Source organism: Methylobacterium indicum (assembly GCF_017347565.1).
GTDB lineage: Bacteria > Pseudomonadota > Alphaproteobacteria > Rhizobiales > Beijerinckiaceae > Methylobacterium > Methylobacterium indicum.
Genome location: NZ_AP024145.1, coordinates 493,675 through 512,514 on the forward strand (window position 1 = coordinate 493,675; position 18,840 = coordinate 512,514).

Sequence of the window (18,840 nt, forward strand, 5' to 3'; positions counted from 1 at the left end):
TCAGATCTCGCTGCGCCGCAGCAGGTAGTCCAGGCCTCCGACCCGGAACCACCGATACCCGTAGCCCTCCATGAGCACCCGGTGGCAGCCGTCGTCGTTGGCGAGGCTGCGCTGGCCGGTCAGCAGGTCGATCAGGTTGCGGCCGTCGCCGTCGAGGCCGGTGGCGAAGGTGATCTCCTTCGGCTCCGGCGACAGGTTGTGCAGGCACAGCACCGCGTTGTTGCGCCAGTCGTAGCGCAGGGCGAGGATCCCGGTATCGCCGGTGTCGAGCGCCGTGAAGTCGCCCCAGCCGATCTCCGGCACCTCCTTGCGCATGCGGATGATGCGCTCCATCCAGTTGAGGAGCGATTCCGGCGCGCAGCGCTGGGCCGCCGCGTTGACGTGGCTGAAGGCATACGGGCCCTCGTGGATCGGCGGCGATTCCGGGCGGTCGTTCAGGCTGAAGCCGCCCTGGGGCTCGTGCGACCACTGCATCGGCGTGCGGGCGCAGTCGCGCTCGGGCAGCGAGAGGTCGTCGCCCATGCCGATCTCGTCGCCGTAGCGCAGCACCGGCGTGCCCGGCAGGGTGAACATCAGGCTGTAGGCGAGCTCGATCCGGCGCCGGTCGCCGCCGAGCATCGGCGCGAGGCGGCGGCGGATGCCGCGGTCGTAGAGCTGCATCTCGGGCTCGGGGCCGAAGGCCTGGAAGACGGTCTGGCGCTGCTTCTCGGTGAGCCGGCCGAGGTCGAGCTCGTCGTGGTTGCGCAGGAAGATCGCCCATTGCGCCGAGGGCGGCCGGTTCCAGGTCTTCTGCAGCGCCTTGACCAGGGGGCGCGCATCGGCCGAGGCCAGCGCGTAGAACAAAGCCTGGTTGACCTGGAAGTTGAACATCATGTGCATGCGGTCGGCGTCGTCGCCGAAATAGTCGAGGTCCTGGCGCGGCAGGACATTGGCCTCGGCCAGGATGATCGCGTCGCCCTGGCGCCATTGCAAAAACTCGCGGAAGAGGCGCAGGAGCTCGAACTGCTCGCGCGGCTCCCCCGAGACCTCCGGCCCCTTCTCGGCGATGACGAACGGCACCGCGTCCATCCGGAAGCCCGAGACGCCGAGCTGGATCCAGAACCCCATGATCTTCAGGATCTCGGCCTGGACGTGGGGGTTGGCGGTGTTGAGGTCGGGCTGGAAGTCGTAGAAGCGGTGGAAGTACCAGGCCTTGGCTTCCTTGTCGTAGGTCCAGGTGCTCTTCTGCACGCCCGGGAAGACCACGCCCTCGTGGGCGTTCGCCGGCTTGGTCTTCGACCAGACGTACCAGTCGCGGGTAGGGGCGTCGGGGTCGGAGCGGGCGGCCTTGAACCAGGGATGCTGGTCGGAGGTGTGGTTGACCACGAGGTCGATCAGCACCCGCATGCCGCGCTGCTTGGCGGCGTGCGTGAAGGCGACGAAGTCGCCGAGCGTGCCGTAGCGCGGATCGACGCCGTAATAATCGGCCACGTCGTAGCCGTGGTCGCGCCCCGGCGAGGGCTGGAACGGGTGCAGCCAGATCGCCGTCACCCCGAGGCCGAGCAGATAATCGAGGCGACGTTCCAGTCCCTCGAAATCGCCGATGCCGTCGCCGTTGGCATCCATGAAGGAGCCGACCGAGAGGCAGTAGATCACCGCGTTCTTGTACCAGAGGTCCTCGATCACCCCGGTTCTCCTCACGCCTCGTCGATTGTCGCTCGACTGGACAATTAGGGCAGGCGCGGCGCGAGCGTAGCCTTGGCGCCGGCCTAGGCAGAATGGCGCCAAGGCAGGCAGATTGGGTGGTGGAACACGGGCAAACGGCCCCGAAATCCGGCGCATGCCCACAAAATGAGCCTGGAGCGGCGGGAACCTTTTCGAAAAATTCCTTGGCACGAGCTTTGCGGATCGGTGCGCGGCCGCATCGGCCCAGGGAGACGATGACGATGACGTGGAAGGGTTGGCTCTCGCGCGCTGCGGTCGCGGGCGGCGTGGCACTCGGCACGCTGGCGAACACGGCCGCCTCGGCGCAGGAGACCATCAAGGTCGGCATCCTGCACTCGCTCTCGGGCACGATGGCGATCTCCGAGACGACGCTCAAAGACGCCATGCTGATGCTCATCGACGAGCAGAACAAGAAGGGCGGCGTGCTCGGCAAGAAGCTCGAGGCGGTGGTGGTCGATCCGGCCTCGAACTGGCCGCTCTTCGCCGAGAAGGCGCGCGAGCTGATCGCCAAGGACAAGGTCTCGGCGGTGTTCGGCTGCTGGACCAGCGTGTCGCGCAAGTCCGTGCTGCCGGTGTTCAAGGAGCTCAACAACATCCTGTTCTACCCCGTCCAGTACGAGGGCGAGGAGAGCGAGCGCAACGTGTTCTATACCGGCGCGGCGCCGAACCAGCAGGCGATCCCGGCGGTCGACTACCTGATGTCGGAGGATGGCGGCGGCACCAAGCGCTGGGTGCTGGAGGGGACGGACTACGTCTACCCGCGCACCACCAACAAGATCCTCGAAGCCTACCTCAAGTCGAAGGGGGTGAAGGACGAGGACATCATGATCAACTACACCCCGTTCGGCTTCTCGGACTGGCAGACGGAGGTGTCGAAGATCAAGGCGTTCGGCTCGGCCGGCAAGAAGACCGCGGTGGTCTCGACCGTCAACGGCGACGCCAACGTGCCGTTCTACAAGGAGCTCGGCAACCAGGGCATCAAGGCCACCGACATCCCGGTGATGGCCTTCTCGGTCGGCGAGGAGGAGCTGGCCGGCATCGACGCCAAGCCGCTCGTCGGCCACCTCGCCGCGTGGAACTACTTCGAGTCGATCAAGACGCCGGAGAACGAGGCGTTCATCAAGCAGTGGCAGGCGTTCAAGAAGAACCCCAAGGCCGTCACCAACGACCCGATGGAGGCGAGCTACATCGGCTTCAACATGTGGGTGAAGGCGGTCGAGAAGGCCGGCAGCACCGATCCCGACAAGGTGATCGACGCGCTGCCCGGCATCGAGCAGGCGAACCTCACCGGCGGCACCGCCAAGATGCTGCCGAACCACCACATCACCAAGCCGGTCTTCATCGGCGAGATCGAGGCCTCCGGCCAGTTCGACGTGGTGTGGAAGACCAAAGACCTCATCCCCGGCGAGGCGTGGTCGAAGCAGCTCGAGGGCTCGAAGGACCTCGAGGCCGATTGGGTGAAGCTCAAGTGCGGCAACTACAACACCCAGACGAAGAAGTGCGGCGGCGCGTAAGGCGCCTGACGATAGGCCTCTCCCCCGGAAGGGGAGAGGCTGCAAGGGGATGCCTCCTGGCTCCCCTTTCCCGGACGACTGCAGCGCCAGCGGAAGGAGATCCGGGATCCAGCAAGAGAAGCGCCGCGAAGCGGCTCTGCAAACTGCGACGTTGCAGACGAGCGGACGCTTCGCGGCGTCTCGTGCTGGATCCCGGATCTCCTTCCACTTCGTTCCAGTCGTCCGGGAAAGGGGCGGGCGCCCAGCACGATGGACGCCACCACCGCCGCCTCGTCTCGCGAGGCAAATACATTCTTCTCCCCCGGACACTGACTGAATGCGCCGTTGCCTCGTCCTTCTCCTCGTCGCCTGGTGCGCCGTCTGGGCCCTGCCCGCCGCCGCGCAGACCGGGCCCGACGCCGCCTATGCCCGGCTCGCCAGCGACAGCTATTCCGACATCGAGGCCGGCATCGCGGCGCTCGCCACCAGCGGCGATCCCAAGGCCGGGCCGGTCCTGCGTGCGCTCGCCGACAACCGCCTGCTCTACCGCCCGGACGACAAGGCGCTCGCCATCAAGGACGGCGCCAAGGTGACCGACGCCCGCACCGGCGCCGCCGTGAGCCCCGACGGCCTCAAGCCCGTGCGCGTCAACAACCGGGTCCGCCGCGCGATCGACGCCGCCCTCGGCAGCCTCAACCTGCTCGCCCCCGACGCCGCCACCCGCCGCAACGCCGCCGATGCGGTGTTCAAGGCCCGCGACGCCGCCGCGCTGCCGGCCCTCGACGCCGCGCTCGCCCGCGAATCCGACGCGGGCGTGAAGCGCAGCCTGCAGGAGGCCCGCGCCGCGGCGTTGCTGGCGAAGTCCGGCACCCCTGAGATCGAGCGGCTTTCGGCGATCGACATCCTCCAGGCCCGCGGCGATTCGGAAGCGCTCGGCATCCTGCGCGGCCTCGCGACCGATCCCGCCCAGAGCGTGCGCGACGCCGCCGCCCGCGGCGTGTCCAGCATCGAGACCCGCCAGGCCCTGATCGCGAACGTCCAGAACGCCTGGTACGGCGTGTCGCTCGGCTCGGTGCTGCTGCTCGCCGCCATCGGCCTTGCCATCACCTTCGGGGTGATGGGCATCATCAACATGGCGCATGGCGAGATGGTGATGCTCGGCGCCTACACCACCTACCTGGTGCAGGAGCTGATCCGCCAGAAGGCCCCTGGCCTGTTCGACTGGTCGCTGCCGATCGCGATCCCGCTCGCCTTCCTGGCGGCCGGCGCCGTCGGCGTCCTGATCGAGCGGACCGTCATCCGCCACCTCTACGGCCGGCCGCTGGAGACCCTGCTCGCCACCTGGGGCATCAGCCTCATCCTCCAGCAGGCGGTGCGCTCGGTCTTCGGCCCGACCAACCGCGAGGTCGGCGCGCCGTCCTACATGTCCGGCGCCTTCGATCTCTTCGGCCTCTCGATCACCTGGGGCCGGCTGTGGATCGTGGTGTTCGCGCTCGCCGTCTTCGTCGCCCTCAACCTGATCCTGAAGGCGACCTCCTTCGGCCTGAAGACCCGCGCCGTCACCCAGAACCGCCGCATGGCCGCCGCCATGGGCATCCGCACGCCCTGGATCGACGCCTTCACCTTCGGCCTCGGCTCGGGCATCGCCGGCGTGGCGGGGGTCGCGCTCTCGCAGATCGACAACGTCTCGCCCAATCTCGGCCAGGGCTACATCATCGATTCGTTCCTGGTCGTGGTCTTCGGCGGCGTCGGCAACCTGTGGGGCACGCTGGTGGCGGCGCTCACGCTCGGCGTCGCCAACAAGTTCCTCGAGCCCTATGCGGGCGCGGTGCTCGGCAAGATCCTGCTCCTCGTCTTCATCATCCTGTTCATCCAGAAGCGGCCGCGCGGCCTGTTCGCGCTCAAGGGCCGGGCGGTGGAGGCCTGACCATGCTGCTCTCCCGCATCGACAAGCCGGGCTGGATCTTCCTCGGCGTGCTGGCGGCGGCCTGCATCGCCGTGCCGGCCCTCAACCTGCTGACCGCGCCGGGCTCGGGCCTCCACGTCCCGACCTACGCCGTCTCGCTGATGGGCAAGTACCTCGCCTACGCGATCCTGGCGCTCAGCCTCGATCTCGTCTGGGGCTATTGCGGCATCCTCTCGCTCGGCCACGGCGCGTTCTTCGCGCTCGGCGGCTACGCGATGGGCATGTACCTGATGCGCCAGATCGGCCCGCGCGGCGTCTACGGCAACCCGATCCTGCCCGACTTCATGGTCTTCCTGAACTACAAGTCCCTGCCCTGGTACTGGCACGGCTTCGATTGGTTTCCCTTCGCCGCCGTGATGGTGCTGCTGGTCCCCGGCCTCCTCGCCTTCGTGTTCGGCTGGCTCGCCTTCCGCTCGCGGGTGACCGGCGTCTACCTGTCGATCATCACCCAGGCGATGACCTTCGCGCTGATGCTCGCCTTCTTCCGCAACGATATGGGGCTTGGCGGCAATAACGGGCTGACCGACTTCAAGGATATTCTGGGCTTCAACGTCCAGGCGCAGGGCACCCGCGTCGTCCTGTTCGTCCTCACCGCCGTGGCGCTGGCGCTCGCCTATCTCGTCGCCCGCTTCATGACGACGTCCGCCTTCGGCAAGGTGCTGGTGGCGATCCGCGACGCCGAGTCCCGCACCCGCTTCCTCGGCTACCGCACGGCGCATTACAAAGTGCTCGCCTTCACCGTCTCCGCCATGATGGCGGGGGTGGCCGGCGCCCTCTACGTGCCGCAGGTCGGCATCATCAACCCGTCCGAATTCGCCCCCGCCAACTCGATCGAGGCGGTGATCTGGGTCGCGGTGGGTGGCCGCGGCACCCTCGTCGGCGCGGCCCTCGGCGCGGTCCTGGTCAACTACGCCAAGACGCTGCTCACGGGCGCCATGCCGGATGCCTGGCTGTTCGCCCTCGGCGCCCTCTTCGTCGTCGTCACTCTGTACCTGCCCAAGGGCATCCTCGGCACCCTCGCCGAGCGCCTCGGGGCGCGGCGGGCCAAGGTGCGCACGGACATTCCCCCAACGCTCGCCGAGGAGGGCCGCGGATCATGAGCGCGGCGATCGCCCTTCCTCCCTCCGACCCGGTTCACGAGAAGCGCCTCACCCAGGCCCTGCTCTACGTCGACGACATCAAGGTCACGTTCGACGGCTACCGGGCCCTGCGCGGCCTGTCCCTGACCCTGATGCCCGGCGAGATGCGGGCGATCATCGGGCCGAACGGCGCCGGCAAGACCACGATGATGGATTGCATCACCGGCAAGACCCGGCCCGATACCGGCCAGGTGATTTATGACGGCGTGCACGACCTGACCCGGATGGACGAGGCGGCCATCGCCGAACTCGGCATCGGCCGCAAGTTCCAGAAGCCGACGGTGTTCGAGAGCCAGTCGGTCGCCGACAACGTCCTGCTGGCGCTCAAAGGCCCCCGCGCCGCGACCGCCTCTTTGTTCGGCTGGCGCAACCGGGTCGAGCGGGCGCAGATCGACGCCATCCTGGAGACGGTGGGGCTCTCCGCCCACCGGACCCGGCCGGCGGCCGACCTCTCGCACGGCCAGAAGCAGTGGCTGGAGATCGGCATGCTGCTCGCCCAGGACCCCAAGCTCCTCCTCGTCGACGAGCCGGTGGCCGGCATGACCGATGCCGAGACCGAGGCGACCGCGACGCTCCTGCGCCGCATCGCGAAAGACCACGCGGTCATCGTGGTCGAGCACGACATGCACTTCGTCCGCGCGCTCCAGTGCCGCGTCACCTGCCTGCACGAGGGCGCGGTGCTCGCCGAGGGCTCGATCGATTCCGTCTCGGCCGACCCGCGGGTGGTCGAGGTCTATCTCGGCCGCTGAGGATCTTTTTCAGTCATGCTCTCCGTCGAGACCATCGATCTCCATTACGGCGCGGCGCAGGCCCTGCGCGGCGTCTCGCTGAGCGCCGAACCCGGCAAGGTGACGGCCGTGCTCGGCCGCAACGGCGTCGGCAAGACCTCGCTGATGCGCGCCATCGTTGGCCAGCAGCCGGTGTCGAAGGGCGCGGTCAAGCTCGACGGGCGCGACATCAGCCGGCTCGCCCCCTACGACCGCGCCCGCCAGGGCATCGCCTTCGTGCCGCAGGGCCGCGAGATTTTTCCGCTCCTCACGGTCAAGGAGAACCTGGAAACGGGCTTTGCGCCCTGCAAGCGCGCCGACCGCTACGTGCCGGCCGAGATCTACGATCTCTTCCCGGTTCTCAAGGACATGCTGGGCCGGCGTGGCGGCGACCTCTCGGGCGGCCAGCAGCAGCAGCTCGCCATCGGCCGCGCCCTGGTGACCCGTCCCCGCGTCCTCGTCCTCGACGAGCCGACCGAGGGCATCCAGCCCTCGATCATCAAGGATATCGGCCGGGCGATCGACTACCTGCGGGGCAAGGGCGACATGGCGATCGTGCTGGTCGAGCAGTATTTCGAATGGGCCCGCGACCTCTGCGACACCTACGCGGTGATGGATCGCGGCCAGGTGGTCGAGGCGGGGCCGCGCTCGGGGATGGTCGAGGCGCAGGTGCGGCGGTGGCTGTCGGTCTGAGCCCTCACGCCAATCCCCGCTCCAGGGCCGCCAGAAAAACCCGCAGCTTCGGCGGCGCGTAGCGCGCCGTCGGGTAGAGGGCCCAGATCGACAGGTCCTGCGGCTCGGCATCGCCGAGGGCGACGCTGGCGAGGCGCCCCTCCGCCAGCTCGTCCTTGACGTCCCAGTAGGACAGGAGCGCGAGGCCGAGCCCGCGCCGGCAGGCCTCGTGCACGCCCTCGATGCTGCTCGACGTGAAGCGCCCCTCGATCCGCACGTTGCGGGATTGGTGGCCCGAGCGGAACGGCCAATGCGTCACGCCGGTCAGCCGCACGCAGTCGTGGGCCGCGAGGTCGGCGAGGCCGGCCGGTGCGCCCCGCGCGGCGAGGTAGGCCGGGCTCGCGCAGAGCAGGCGCGGGTTGGGGGCGAGTCGCCGGGCGATCAGCCCGGAATCCCGCAAAGGCGCGATCCGGATGGCGACGTCGAACCCCTCGCCGACGATGTCGACCACCGCGTCGGTCAGCTGCAGGTCGATGCGCAGGCCCGGCTGGGCGGCGAGCAGCTCCGGCATCAGCGGCACCACCACCTTGCGCCCGAAGGCGGCCGGCGCCGTCGCCCGCAGGAGTCCGGTGGCGCAGAGCTGGCCGGGGCTGAGGGCGGCGCGGGCGGCCTCCTCGGCCTCCAGCATCGCCTGGGCGTAGGGCAGCAGCGCTTCGCCCTCCGCGGTGAGCGCGACCGAGCGGGTGGTGCGGTGCAGGAGGCGGGCACCGCAGTCCCGCTCCAGGGCGGCGAGGCGGCGCGAGGCCGCCATCGGGGTCAGGCCGAGGCGGCGCGCCGCCGCCGAGAGGCTGCCGGCGCTCGCCGCCGCCGCCAGCACCGCCAAGTCGCGGGTCTCCATGATTATAACGCGTCCCGTTAAGGCGGCTCCTCCGGCCCGGCACTACACCGCCGCCGCGCGATCGGCCATCTCGGCCCTATCACGCCCGGAGAACCACCCGTGTCGCTTCACGATCCCCTGTTCCAGCCCCTCCAACTCGGCGCCCTGTCGCTCGCCCACCGCGTCGTGATGGCGCCGCTGACCCGTCTGCGCGCCCGCCGCCCCGGCGACGTGCCGGTCCCGCTGAACGCCACCTATTACGGCCAGCGCGCCAGCCGCGGCGGTCTGATCATCACCGAGGCGACCGACATCAGCGAGCAGGCCCGCGGCTACCCGGGCGCGCCGGGCCTCTACAGCGAGGAGCAGATCGCCGGCTGGCGCGGTGTCACCGAGGCGATCCATGGCCGGGGCGGGCTGGTCGCGGCGCAGATCTGGCACACCGGGCGCGTCTCGCATTCCTCGATGCAGCCCGGCGGCGCCGTTCCGGTCTCCTCCTCGGCCCGGCCGGTGACCGGCATGGGCCACATGGATGCGAGCGGGCAGCCGGTACCGTTCGAGACGCCCCGGGCACTCGAGGAATCCGAGATCCCCGGCATCGTCGCGGGCTTCGCGCAGGCCGTGCGCAACGCCCGGGACGCCGGCTTCGACGCGGTCGAGATCCACTCGGCGAACGGCTACCTGCTCGACCAGTTTCTCCAGGACGGGGTCAACGCCCGCACCGACCGCTACGGCGGCCCGATCGCCAACCGGGCGCGGCTGCTGCTCGAAGTGGTCGATGCCGCGGCGCAGGCCTGGAGCGCCGACCGGATCGGCGTGCGGCTCTCGCCCTGGGGCAGCTTCAACGCCATGCGCGACAGCGATCCCGGCGCCCTGTTCGACCACGTCGCCGCCGCGCTCGGCACGCGGGGCCTCGCCTATCTCCACGTGGTCGAGCCCCGTGCCGACCAGAACAGCGACGTCAACGCCCTCGATCCCGAGGCGCCCGACGCCGCCGCGCGGGTGAAGGCGGCCTTCGGCGGCAAGGTGATCTCCGCCGGCGGCTACGTGCGCGACACCGCCGAGGCGGCACTCACCGAGGGCCGGGCCGACGCCATCGCCTTCGGGCGCCTGTTCATCGCCAATCCCGACCTGGCCGAGCGTCTGCGCCGGGGTGCGCCGCTCAACCGCTACGACCGGTCGACCTTCTACGGCGGCGATGAGCGCGGCTACACCGACTACCCGGCGCTCGCCGGCTGAACGACGTCCCGCCCGGTGCCTCCGTCCGGCCGCGGAGGGAGGCGCCGGGCGGCCCGATCGCCGAACGTCTTGCATTTGGCATCCGCCCGGATTATCTCCGCCTCATCAGTTCTGTTCGTGGCCGATGAGGCTGCGGTGCGGGAGTGGGTCCCCCCGGGGCCCGCTCTTTTTTATTGCCGCAAGCCTCCCCGGGCGCGAGCCGAACGCCAGATTGCCTCCCCTCCAAGGGCCCCGTTCCGGGGAACCTTGGGGACCGCACCACGGCACCGACCTCATGACCGACGCCCCAGACCAGAACCCGGCCGAGAAGCGCCTGATCACCGAGACCGGCGTCGCCGCTCGCGTCGCGCAGATCATCGAGCCCGCGATCGAGGGCCTCGGCTTTCGCCTCGTGCGGGTGAAGGTCTCCAGCCAGAGCGGCTGCACGGTGCAGATCATGGTCGAGCGGCCGGACGGCACCATGTCGGTCGACGAATGCGAGACCGTGAGCCGCACGATCTCGCCGATCCTCGACGTCGACGACCCGATCGGCGGCGCCTACTACCTCGAGATCTCCTCGCCGGGCATCGACCGGCCCCTGGTCCGCGCCGGCGACTTCGCCCGCTGGGCCGGCTACGAGGCCAAGGTCGAGCTGGCGACGCCGCTCGACGGCCGCAAGCGCTTCCGCGGCATCATCCGGGCGCCGCAGGGCGACACGGTGCGGATCGATCTGCCCGACGCCAAGGAGGGCCTGCCCTCCTCCTACGACCTGGCCCTGCGCGACATCGGCGAGGCCCACCTCGTCCTGACCGACGCGCTCGTGCGCGAGTCGCTCCGGCGCGGCTCGGCCCCGCCGCAGGACGATGCGCAGGACGATGCGGAGGACGACGAGGACGAGGGCGCCGCCCCGCCGCTCGCCCACTGAAGTCGATCCAGCCGAATTTCCAAAGACACCAACCCAGGAAGGACTGAACCGATGGCCGTCGTCAGCGCCAACAGGCTCGAACTCCTCCAGATCGCCGACGCGGTCGCCCGCGAGAAGGTGATCGACCGCTCCATCGTGATCGGCGCGATGGAGGAGGCGATCGCCAAGGCCGCCCGCTCGCGCTACGGCGCCGAGACCGACGTTCACGCCGAGATCGACCCCCGCACCGGGGCCCTGCGCCTGTCGCGCCACCTCCTCGTCGTCGAGGAGGTCGAGAACGACGCCCGCGAGATCGACCTGCCGGCGGCCCGCCGCCACAACCCGGCCGCCCAGGTCGGCGACGTGATCTCCGACACCCTGCCGCCGTTCGATTTCGGCCGCGTCGCCGCCCAGTCGGCCAAGCAGGTGATCGTCCAGAAGGTCCGCGAGGCCGAGCGCGAGCGCCAGTACGACGAGTACAAGGACCGCATCGGCGAGGTGGTGAACGGCCTCGTCAAGCGCGTCGAGTACGGCAACGTCATCGTCGATCTCGGCCGCGGCGAGGGCATCGTGCGCCGCGACGAATCGATCCCGCGCGAGACCTTCCGCCCCGGCGACCGCATCCGCGCCTACCTGTTCGATGTCCGCCACGAGGTGCGCGGGCCGCAGATCTTCCTCTCGCGCTCGCACCCGCAATTCATGGCCAAGCTCTTCGGCCAGGAAGTGCCGGAGATCTACGACGGCATCGTCGAGGTGAAGGCGGTCGCCCGCGATCCGGGCTCGCGCGCCAAGATCGCGGTGATCTCGCGCGATTCCTCGATCGACCCGGTCGGCGCCTGCGTCGGCATGCGCGGCTCGCGCGTCCAGGCGGTGGTCGGCGAGCTGCAGGGCGAGAAGATCGACATCATCCCGTGGTCGCAGGACCAGGCGACCTTCATCGTCAACGCGCTGCAGCCGGCGGAAGTCGTCAAGGTCGTGCTCGACGAGGAGGCCGACCGCATCGAGGTGGTGGTTCCCGACGACCAGCTGTCGCTCGCCATCGGCCGGCGCGGCCAGAACGTGCGGCTCGCCTCCCAGCTCACCGGCTGGGACATCGACATCCTGACCGAGGCCGAGGAATCGGAGCGCCGGCAGAAGGAGTTCGTCGAGCGCACCAACACCTTCATGCAGGCCCTCGACGTCGACGAGACGGTCGGACAGCTGCTGGCCGCGGAAGGCTTCCGCTCGGTCGAGGAGATCGCCTACGTCGAGCCGACGGAGCTTGCCAACATCCAGGGTCTCGACGAGGAGACCGGCGCCGAGATCCAGGCTCGCGCCCTCGATTACCTCAACCGCATCGAGGCCGAGAACGACGCCCGCCGCATCGAGCTCGGCGTCGCCGACGACCTGCGCGAGATCGACGGCATCACGACCCCGATGATGGTCGCGCTCGGCGAGAACGACGTGAAGAACGTCGAGGACCTCGCCGGCTGCGCCACCGACGATCTCGTCGGCTACACCGAAGGCCGCGGGCCCGAGGCCGTGCGCCATGCCGGCTTCCTCGACGGGTTCGAGCTCTCGCGGGCCGAGGCCGAGGCGATGATCATGGCCGCCCGCGTCCATGCCGGCTGGGTCGAGGCGCCCCCGGTCGAGGAGACCGAAGAGGGCGAGGAAACCGAGGGCGAGCACGCCGAGAGCGAGGAATCCGAGGGCGAGGCCGCCGAGACCGTGCCGGTCGAGGAGGATGCCGCCGCGACCGCCGAGCGCCAGCCGACCTGATCGGGGAGCGTCGATCCATGAGCGCGACCATGCAGGACGAGACGCAGGATGCGGAGGCGCTGCCGCCGGACGTCCTCGACGCCGGCGTCGGGCGCGGCCGCGCCAACGCGGAGCGGACCTGCCTGGTCACGCGGCAGGCGGGCAATCCCGACCGGATGATCCGCTTCGCGCTCGCCCCCGACGGCCAGGTGGTGCCGGACCTGCGCGCCCGGCTTCCCGGCCGCGGCGCCTGGGTCACGGCGACCCGGGCGGCGGTGGCGGAGGCGGTGAAGAAGCGCCTGTTCCAGCGCGCCTTCCGCCAGAAGGACGCGCACGTCGCGCCCGATCTCGCGGATGTGATCGAGGCGGGGTTGCGCGACGACCTACGTCAGGGTTTTTCCCTCGCCAACAAGGGCGGCTGCGTCGTCACCGGTTTCACCAAGGTGGAGAGCGCGGTGGACAGCGAGACCGGGGTCAAGGCCCTGGTCCATGCCAGCGACGCCAGCGCCGACGGGCGCCGCAAGCTCGGCCAGGCATTGCGAAGGCGCTACGGCGATGCCATATCGAGGATCCCGGTGATCGACGACCTGTCCGGTGTAGAATTGGACATGGCCTTGGGCCGGGATCATGTGATACACGCTGCCCTTGTCGCGGGAGCCGGCACTGCCGGCTTGCTCGCGCGTTGGCGTCGGCTCCACGCCTTTCGCGGCGAGGCGGCGACGCCGGGAGCCGCCGGAACGGTGCCGACCGGCACCGACGCGGCGCTTCCGGACGACGCTGTCCAGGACGATGCAACCGCGTTGCGGACCGGCCCCCCGGAGGCCGGTGGTTGATACGAATCGAATGGGATCGGCCCGGTTGGCGGGTGCGCTCCCGGGAATACGATGGGAGGCGGCCGCCGGGAGGCCGGGTCCCGGGACGGACGAGAACCCCCAGGGTCTGAACTGAATGAGTGAGACGAAGAATCCGGGCGACAAGACGTTGCATACCGGCCCCGCCAAGACGCTGTCGACGAAGCGTCCGATCGAGCAGGGCACGGTCCGCCAGAGCTTCTCCCATGGCCGCTCGAAGTCGGTCGTGGTCGAGACGGTGAAACGTCGCCCCGGCGGCGCGCCGGCTCCGGCCGCGCCGAGAGACGCCGCGCCCAGCCAGGCGCGCTCCGCCCCCCAGGGGCAGGGCCGTCCGGGCGGGTCGCGCCAGGATCGTCCGGCCGCCGCGCGGTCCGGTGTCGTGCTGCGCACCCTGAGCGATCAGGAGCAGAGCGCCCGCATGGCCGCCCTCGTCGACGCCAAGCGTCGCGAGGAGGAGGAGCGCCGCCGCGCCGCCGAGGAGGCTCAGCGCCGCGTCGAGCGCGAGGCCGCCGAGATCCGTGAGCGCGAGGCCGCCGAGGCCCGCAAGCACGAGGAAGAGGAGCGCCGCCGCCAGGAGGACGCCCGCAAGCGCCGCGCCGCCGAGGAGGCCGAGCGCCGCGCCCAGGAGGATGCGGCCCGCAATGCGGCCGCTGCCGCTCCGGCTGCCCCCGCGGCGCCGGCCCCGGCGGCTGCGGCGCCGGCCGCCCCGGCTCCGGCTCCGGCTCCCGCCGCCGCGCGCCCGGCCGCTCCGGCCGCCGCTGCCCGTCCGGCGTCTGCCGCGGCTCGCCCGGCCTCGGCCGGTGCCCGCCCGGCGGCTGCCGCAGGGGCCCGTCCGGCCGTCCCGGCCGGTGCGCGTGCCTCGGCGGTGCCCGGTGCCCCCCGCACGGTGCCCAGCGTCGGCATCACCCGTCCGGCCGCGCCCGCCGAGCCGCGCCGCGTCCTGACGGCGGATTCGCGCAAGCCCCGCGACCTGAACTTCATGGCCCGCCCGGCGCCCAAGCCCGAGCCCAAGCCCGAGCCGAAGCCCGAGACGCCCGCGGCCGCCGCCGCGGCGGCGAAGCCGGCCGCCGCCGGTGCGGCGCGCCCCGCCACCGGCCGTCCGGCCGCGGCGGAGGAGGAGGCCGAGACCAAGCGGGTCATCCGCCGTCCCGGCATGCCGCTCAAGGTCATCACCCCGCCCAAGACGCCGAAGTCGCCGGGCGGCGACCGCAACCGCGGCCGTCTGACCATCGCGACCGCGACCTCGGGCGAGGACGAGCGCACCCGCTCGCTGGCCTCGTTCCGCCGCCGCAACCAGCGCCTGACTGGCCACCGCCAGGTGGAGCAGAAGGAGAAGCTGGCCCGCGAGGTGGTCATCCCGGAGACGATCACCATCCAGGAGCTCGCCAACCGGATGAGCGAGCGGGCGGTCGACGTGATCCGCATGCTGATGAAGCAGGGCCAGATCCACAAGATCACCGACGTGATCGACTCGGATTCGGCCCAGATCATCGCCGAGGAGCTCGGCCACACCGTGCGCCGCGTCGCGGAATCGGACGTCGAGGAGGGCCTGTTCGACGAGCCCGATACCGACGACGACACCCAGCCGCGTCCGCCGGTCGTGACCATCATGGGCCACGTCGACCACGGCAAGACCTCGCTGCTCGACGCGATCCGCAACGCCAACGTCGTCTCCGGCGAGGCGGGCGGCATCACGCAGCATATCGGCGCCTACCAGGTGACCTCGCCCTCCGGCGGCAAGATCACCTTCATCGACACCCCCGGCCACGCGGCCTTCACCTCGATGCGCGCCCGCGGCGCCCGGGTGACGGACATCGTGGTGCTGGTGGTGGCGGCCGATGACGGCGTCATGCCGCAGACGATCGAGGCGATCTCCCACGCCAAGGCGGCCGAGGTGCCGCTGATCGTGGCGATCAACAAGATCGACAAGCCCGACGCGAACCCGCAGCGGGTGCGCACCGAGCTCCTGCAGCACGACATCCAGGTCGAGTCGATGGGCGGCGAGACCCTCGAGTTCGAGGTCTCGGCCAAGACCAAGGACGGCCTCGACGAGCTCCTGGAGGGCCTCGCCCTCCAGGCCGAGATCCTGGACCTGCGCGCCAACCCCGAGCGGTCGGCCGAGGGCACGGTGATCGAGGCCAAGCTCGACCGCGGCCGCGGCCCGGTGGCGACGGTGCTCGTCGAGCGCGGCACCCTGCGCACCGGCGACATCGTGGTGGCGGGCGCCGAGTGGGGCCGCGTGCGCGCCCTCGTCGACGATACCGGCCGCAACACCAAGGAGGCGGCGCCGTCCGTCCCCGTCGAGGTGCTCGGTTTCAACGGCACGCCGGAGGCGGGCGACCGCGTCGCGGTGGTCGAGAACGAGGCCCGGGCCCGCGAGGTCACCGAGTACCGTGCCCGCGTGAAGCGCGAGCGCGCGGCGGCCACCGGCAGCGGTGCCGGCCGGACGCTGATGGACATGATGCGCGACCTCAAGGAGGGCGCGGGTCGCAAGGAGTTCCCGCTCGTCATCAAGGGCGACGTGCAGGGCTCGGTCGAGGCCATCGCCGGCTCGCTCGAGAAGCTCGGCAACGACGAGGTGGCGGCCCGCATCCTGCATACGGGTGTCGGCGGCATCACCGAGTCGGACATCACCCTGGCCCAGGCCTCGGGTGCGGTCGTGGTCGGCTTTAACGTCCGTGCCCACAAGGAGGCCCGCGAGGCCGCCGAGCGGGCGGGCGTCGAGATCCGCTACTACAACATCATCTACGACCTCGTGGATGACGTGAAGGCGGCGATGTCGGGCCTGCTCCCGCCGACGCTCCGCGAGGAGCGCCTGGGCGAGGCGCGCATCCTCGAGATCTTCAACGTCTCGAAGGTGGGCAAGATCGCCGGTTGCCGGGTCGAGGACGGCCGGGTCGAGCGCGGCGCGCATGTCCGCCTCATCCGCGACAACGTGGTGGTGCACGAGGGCAAGCTCTCGCAGCTCAAGCGCTTCAAGGACGACGCCAAGGAAGTGGCGTCCGGCCAGGAATGCGGCATGGCCTTCGAGAACTACCAGGACATGCGTCCCCGCGACGTGATCGAGTGCTACATCGTGCACGAGGAGCGTCGCACGCTCTGACGCAAGCCCCGCTGCCATCGGCCGTCCGCCGTCATGGCGGCGGTCCCTGACAAGGATACCGCGAGCCCGGGACGCCAGCGTCCCGGGCTCGTCGGTTCAGATGACAGCCGCGAGGGCCCCTATGGCCGGGAGGCCGCCCCGCGGCCCGGTCCGAGCCCGGAGAGACGATGGTGCGCAAACCCCAGGAATCCGCAGGCCCCTCGCAGCGCCAGCAGCGCGTGGCCGAACTCGTGCGGCACGCCCTCGCCGAGGTGCTGAGCCGCGGCGACATCTTGGATCCGGTGCTGAACCAGCACGTGATCACCGTGCCCGAGGTGCGGATGTCGCCCGACCTCAAGCTCGCCACCGCCTACGTCATGCCGCTCGGCGGTCAGGACGAGCGCCCGGTGATCGAGGCGCTGGAGCGCAACAAGAAGGTGCTGCGCCAGGAGGTGGCGCGCCGGGTGGCGCTGAAATTCGCCCCCGACCTACGCTTCCGCCGCGACGAGACGTTCGACGAGGCGGCCCGCATCGACGCGCTCCTGCGCAGCGACAAGGTCCAGCGCGACCTCGGCTCCGAGCCGGAATCCGAGGACTAGGCACCGCCCGCCGAATCGGTCACCGGTTCGGCGACGGCCGCAGGGTCACGCCGCTCGACCGGGGGACGCCCGCGATGCGGCCTTCGGCCCACGGGCATCCGGGCCGGTGAACCGGCCCGCCCGGCGACGACTTGAGACACCACACAGGATCGGCTGGGGCGACAAGCGGGCGGCACGTCCCGCGGCGACCGCCATCCGCGAACGGATACGGAAGATGACGATGCACGAGGATCAGCCCGCCGAGCCCGCGCCGCAGGCGACCCGCCCCGCCCGCGAGGACGCCCCGCGCCAGGATGGTCCGCGTCACGAGGGCCAGCGCCAGGATGGTCAACGTCACGATGGTCAGCGCCAGGACCGCCCGCGGCACGACCGGCCCCGCGGCCGCGGCCGCCCGCCGGGCGACCGGCCCAAGCGCCGCGAGATCAGCGGCTGGGTGATCCTCGACAAGGGCGTCGGCATGACCTCGACCCACGCGGTCGCGGCGGTCAAGCGCGCGCTCAACGCCAAGAAGGCGGGGCATGCCGGCACCCTCGACCCGCTCGCCTCCGGCATCCTGCCGATCGCGCTCGGCGAGGCCACCAAAACCGTGCCGTTCGTGATGGACGGCCGCAAGGCCTACGTCTTCTCGGTCACCTGGGGCGTCGAGACCGACACCGACGACGCGGAAGGGCGCCCGGTCGCGACCTCCGACGACCGGCCGACCCAGGAGCAGGTCGAGGCGATGCTGCCGCGCTTCGTCGGCGCGATCGAGCAGGTGCCGCCGCGCTACTCGGCGATCAAGATCCAGGGCGAGCGCGCCTACGACCTCGCCCGCGACGGCGAGGTGGTGGAGCTCGTCGCCCGCCCGGTGCAGATCGACCGGCTGGCGATCGTGGCCCACACCCCCGAGCGCACCGTGATCGAGGCCGAGTGCGGCAAGGGCACCTATGTCCGCGCCATCGCCCGCGATCTCGGCCGCGCGCTCGGTTGCTACGGTCACGTCTCGGCCCTGCGCCGCACCCGCGTCGGCCCGTTCACCGAGGACCAGTCCTGCACCGTCTCGGCCCTCGAGGCCGCCGATGCCGAGGCCAACGCGGCGATCCTGCGCCCGGTCGAGACGGCACTGATCGAGGCCGTGCCGCACGTCCCGGTTTCCCGCGACATGGCGATGCGCCTGATGCGAGGCCAGCCGGTGATCCTGCGCGGCCGCGACGCCCCGACCGAGGGCAAGGCCTACGCGACCTGCGGCGGCGTGCTGGTGGCGGTCGGCGACGTCGAGCGCGGCGAGCTCGTCCCGCACCGGGTCTTCCACCTCGGCGGCACCGCGCCCCGGACCGCCTGAGGGGCTCGCGCGATGACGAACGGGTTCGAGGCCGATCCGCGGGTGCTGTGGAGCGAGGACGTCCTGCGCTACCGCGACACGGACGCCAACGGCCACGTCAACAACGCGGTCTTCGCGGCGTTCTGCGAGAGCGGCCGGGTGCAGTTCTTCGCCACCCACCTGACGCCCTTGCTCACCCCCGACACCTTCTTCGTCATCGCCCGCTTCGTCATCGATTACCGGGCGGAGCTGCACTATCCGGGCCGGGTCCGTACCGCGACCTGGCTCGCCCGGGCGGGGCGCACCTCGCTCGGCTTCCGCCACCGCATCCTCACCGGCGACACGGTGGCGGGCGAGGCGGAGTCGATCTGCGTGCTGCTCTCGAAGGACACGCGGCGTCCCGTGCCGCTCGGCGCGGCGGGGGAGGCGGCGGCGCGGCTGGTGGTCGAGGCGGCCTGAGACCGGCCGCCTCGCGGTGAACCGGTCGCGGCGCCTCTTGCGCAGCCGGCGTTCCGGCGCATAGGTCCACGGTGT

At 70.9% G+C, this 18,840-nt stretch carries 14 protein-coding genes and 1 pseudogene; 13 read left to right on the forward strand and 2 right to left on the reverse strand.

Annotated elements, in window-relative coordinates; all coding sequences use genetic code 11:
- Window positions 1–1,665, reverse strand: a complete 1,665-nt coding sequence (locus miv_RS02325; RefSeq protein ID WP_207181241.1) for an alpha-amylase family protein — start codon at window positions 1,663–1,665, stop codon at window positions 1–3.
- 260 nt (window positions 1,666–1,925) lie between these two features.
- Between miv_RS02325 and urtA the strand changes: the two genes are divergently transcribed.
- The 5 genes from urtA to urtE all read left to right on the forward strand — a co-directional run bounded on the left by urtA (window position 1,926) and on the right by urtE (window position 7,762).
- Window positions 1,926–3,218, forward strand: coding sequence for an urea ABC transporter substrate-binding protein (urtA, locus tag miv_RS02330; protein ID WP_048429777.1), 1,293 nt, complete (start codon window positions 1,926–1,928; stop codon window positions 3,216–3,218).
- Between the two features lie 316 nt (window positions 3,219–3,534).
- On the forward strand, window positions 3,535–5,124 hold the full coding sequence (gene urtB, locus miv_RS02335; RefSeq protein ID WP_058618133.1) for an urea ABC transporter permease subunit UrtB: 1,590 nt from the start codon (window positions 3,535–3,537) through the stop codon (window positions 5,122–5,124).
- Between the two features lie 2 nt (window positions 5,125–5,126).
- Window positions 5,127–6,263: an urea ABC transporter permease subunit UrtC gene (gene urtC / locus miv_RS02340; RefSeq protein WP_207181242.1), complete on the forward strand. Its 1,137-nt coding sequence runs from the start codon at window positions 5,127–5,129 to the stop codon at window positions 6,261–6,263.
- Window positions 6,260–7,051 carry an urea ABC transporter ATP-binding protein UrtD gene (urtD, locus tag miv_RS02345; protein WP_207181243.1) on the forward strand — a complete coding sequence of 264 codons (792 nt, stop codon included), beginning with the start codon at window positions 6,260–6,262 and terminating at the stop codon, window positions 7,049–7,051. The genes urtC and urtD overlap by 4 nt, the downstream gene beginning before the upstream one ends.
- A gap of 15 nt (window positions 7,052–7,066) precedes the next feature.
- The gene (urtE, locus tag miv_RS02350) at window positions 7,067–7,762 is read left to right on the forward strand and encodes an urea ABC transporter ATP-binding subunit UrtE (RefSeq protein ID WP_048426927.1); all 696 of its coding nucleotides are present in this window, start codon (window positions 7,067–7,069) and stop codon (window positions 7,760–7,762) included.
- A 4-nt stretch (window positions 7,763–7,766) separates the two neighbouring features.
- Here urtE and miv_RS02355 read toward each other — a convergent pair whose 3' ends face one another.
- On the reverse strand, window positions 7,767–8,639 hold the full coding sequence (locus tag miv_RS02355) for a LysR family transcriptional regulator (protein ID WP_058618137.1): 873 nt from the start codon (window positions 8,637–8,639) through the stop codon (window positions 7,767–7,769).
- A 99-nt stretch (window positions 8,640–8,738) separates the two neighbouring features.
- Here miv_RS02355 and miv_RS02360 point away from each other — a divergent pair, with 99 nt between their 5' ends.
- The 8 genes and pseudogenes from miv_RS02360 (at window position 8,739) to miv_RS02395 (ending at window position 18,765) form a co-directional block, all read left to right on the forward strand.
- Entirely contained in the window at window positions 8,739–9,854 is a 1,116-nt protein-coding gene (locus miv_RS02360) for an alkene reductase (protein WP_058618138.1), read from the forward strand.
- 274 nt (window positions 9,855–10,128) lie between these two features.
- A pseudogene (rimP, locus tag miv_RS02365) lies at window positions 10,129–10,737 on the forward strand (ribosome maturation factor RimP); the annotation flags it as partial.
- Between the two features lie 72 nt (window positions 10,738–10,809).
- Window positions 10,810–12,495, forward strand: a complete 1,686-nt coding sequence (gene nusA / locus miv_RS02370; protein WP_207181246.1) for a transcription termination factor NusA — start codon at window positions 10,810–10,812, stop codon at window positions 12,493–12,495.
- A gap of 17 nt (window positions 12,496–12,512) precedes the next feature.
- Entirely contained in the window at window positions 12,513–13,307 is a 795-nt protein-coding gene (locus miv_RS02375) for an RNA-binding protein (RefSeq protein ID WP_207181248.1), read from the forward strand.
- A gap of 115 nt (window positions 13,308–13,422) precedes the next feature.
- Window positions 13,423–16,428, forward strand: coding sequence for a translation initiation factor IF-2 (gene infB / locus miv_RS02380; protein WP_207181250.1), 3,006 nt, complete (start codon window positions 13,423–13,425; stop codon window positions 16,426–16,428).
- A gap of 167 nt (window positions 16,429–16,595) precedes the next feature.
- A complete protein-coding gene (rbfA, locus tag miv_RS02385) occupies window positions 16,596–17,006 on the forward strand; it encodes a 30S ribosome-binding factor RbfA (protein WP_089504210.1) in 411 nt (136 codons plus the stop codon).
- 220 nt (window positions 17,007–17,226) lie between these two features.
- A complete protein-coding gene (gene truB / locus miv_RS02390) occupies window positions 17,227–18,327 on the forward strand; it encodes a tRNA pseudouridine(55) synthase TruB (protein ID WP_048426973.1) in 1,101 nt (366 codons plus the stop codon).
- 12 nt (window positions 18,328–18,339) lie between these two features.
- Window positions 18,340–18,765, forward strand: coding sequence for an acyl-CoA thioesterase (locus miv_RS02395; protein ID WP_058618139.1), 426 nt, complete (start codon window positions 18,340–18,342; stop codon window positions 18,763–18,765).
- Window positions 18,766–18,840: the final 75 nt, after the last annotated feature.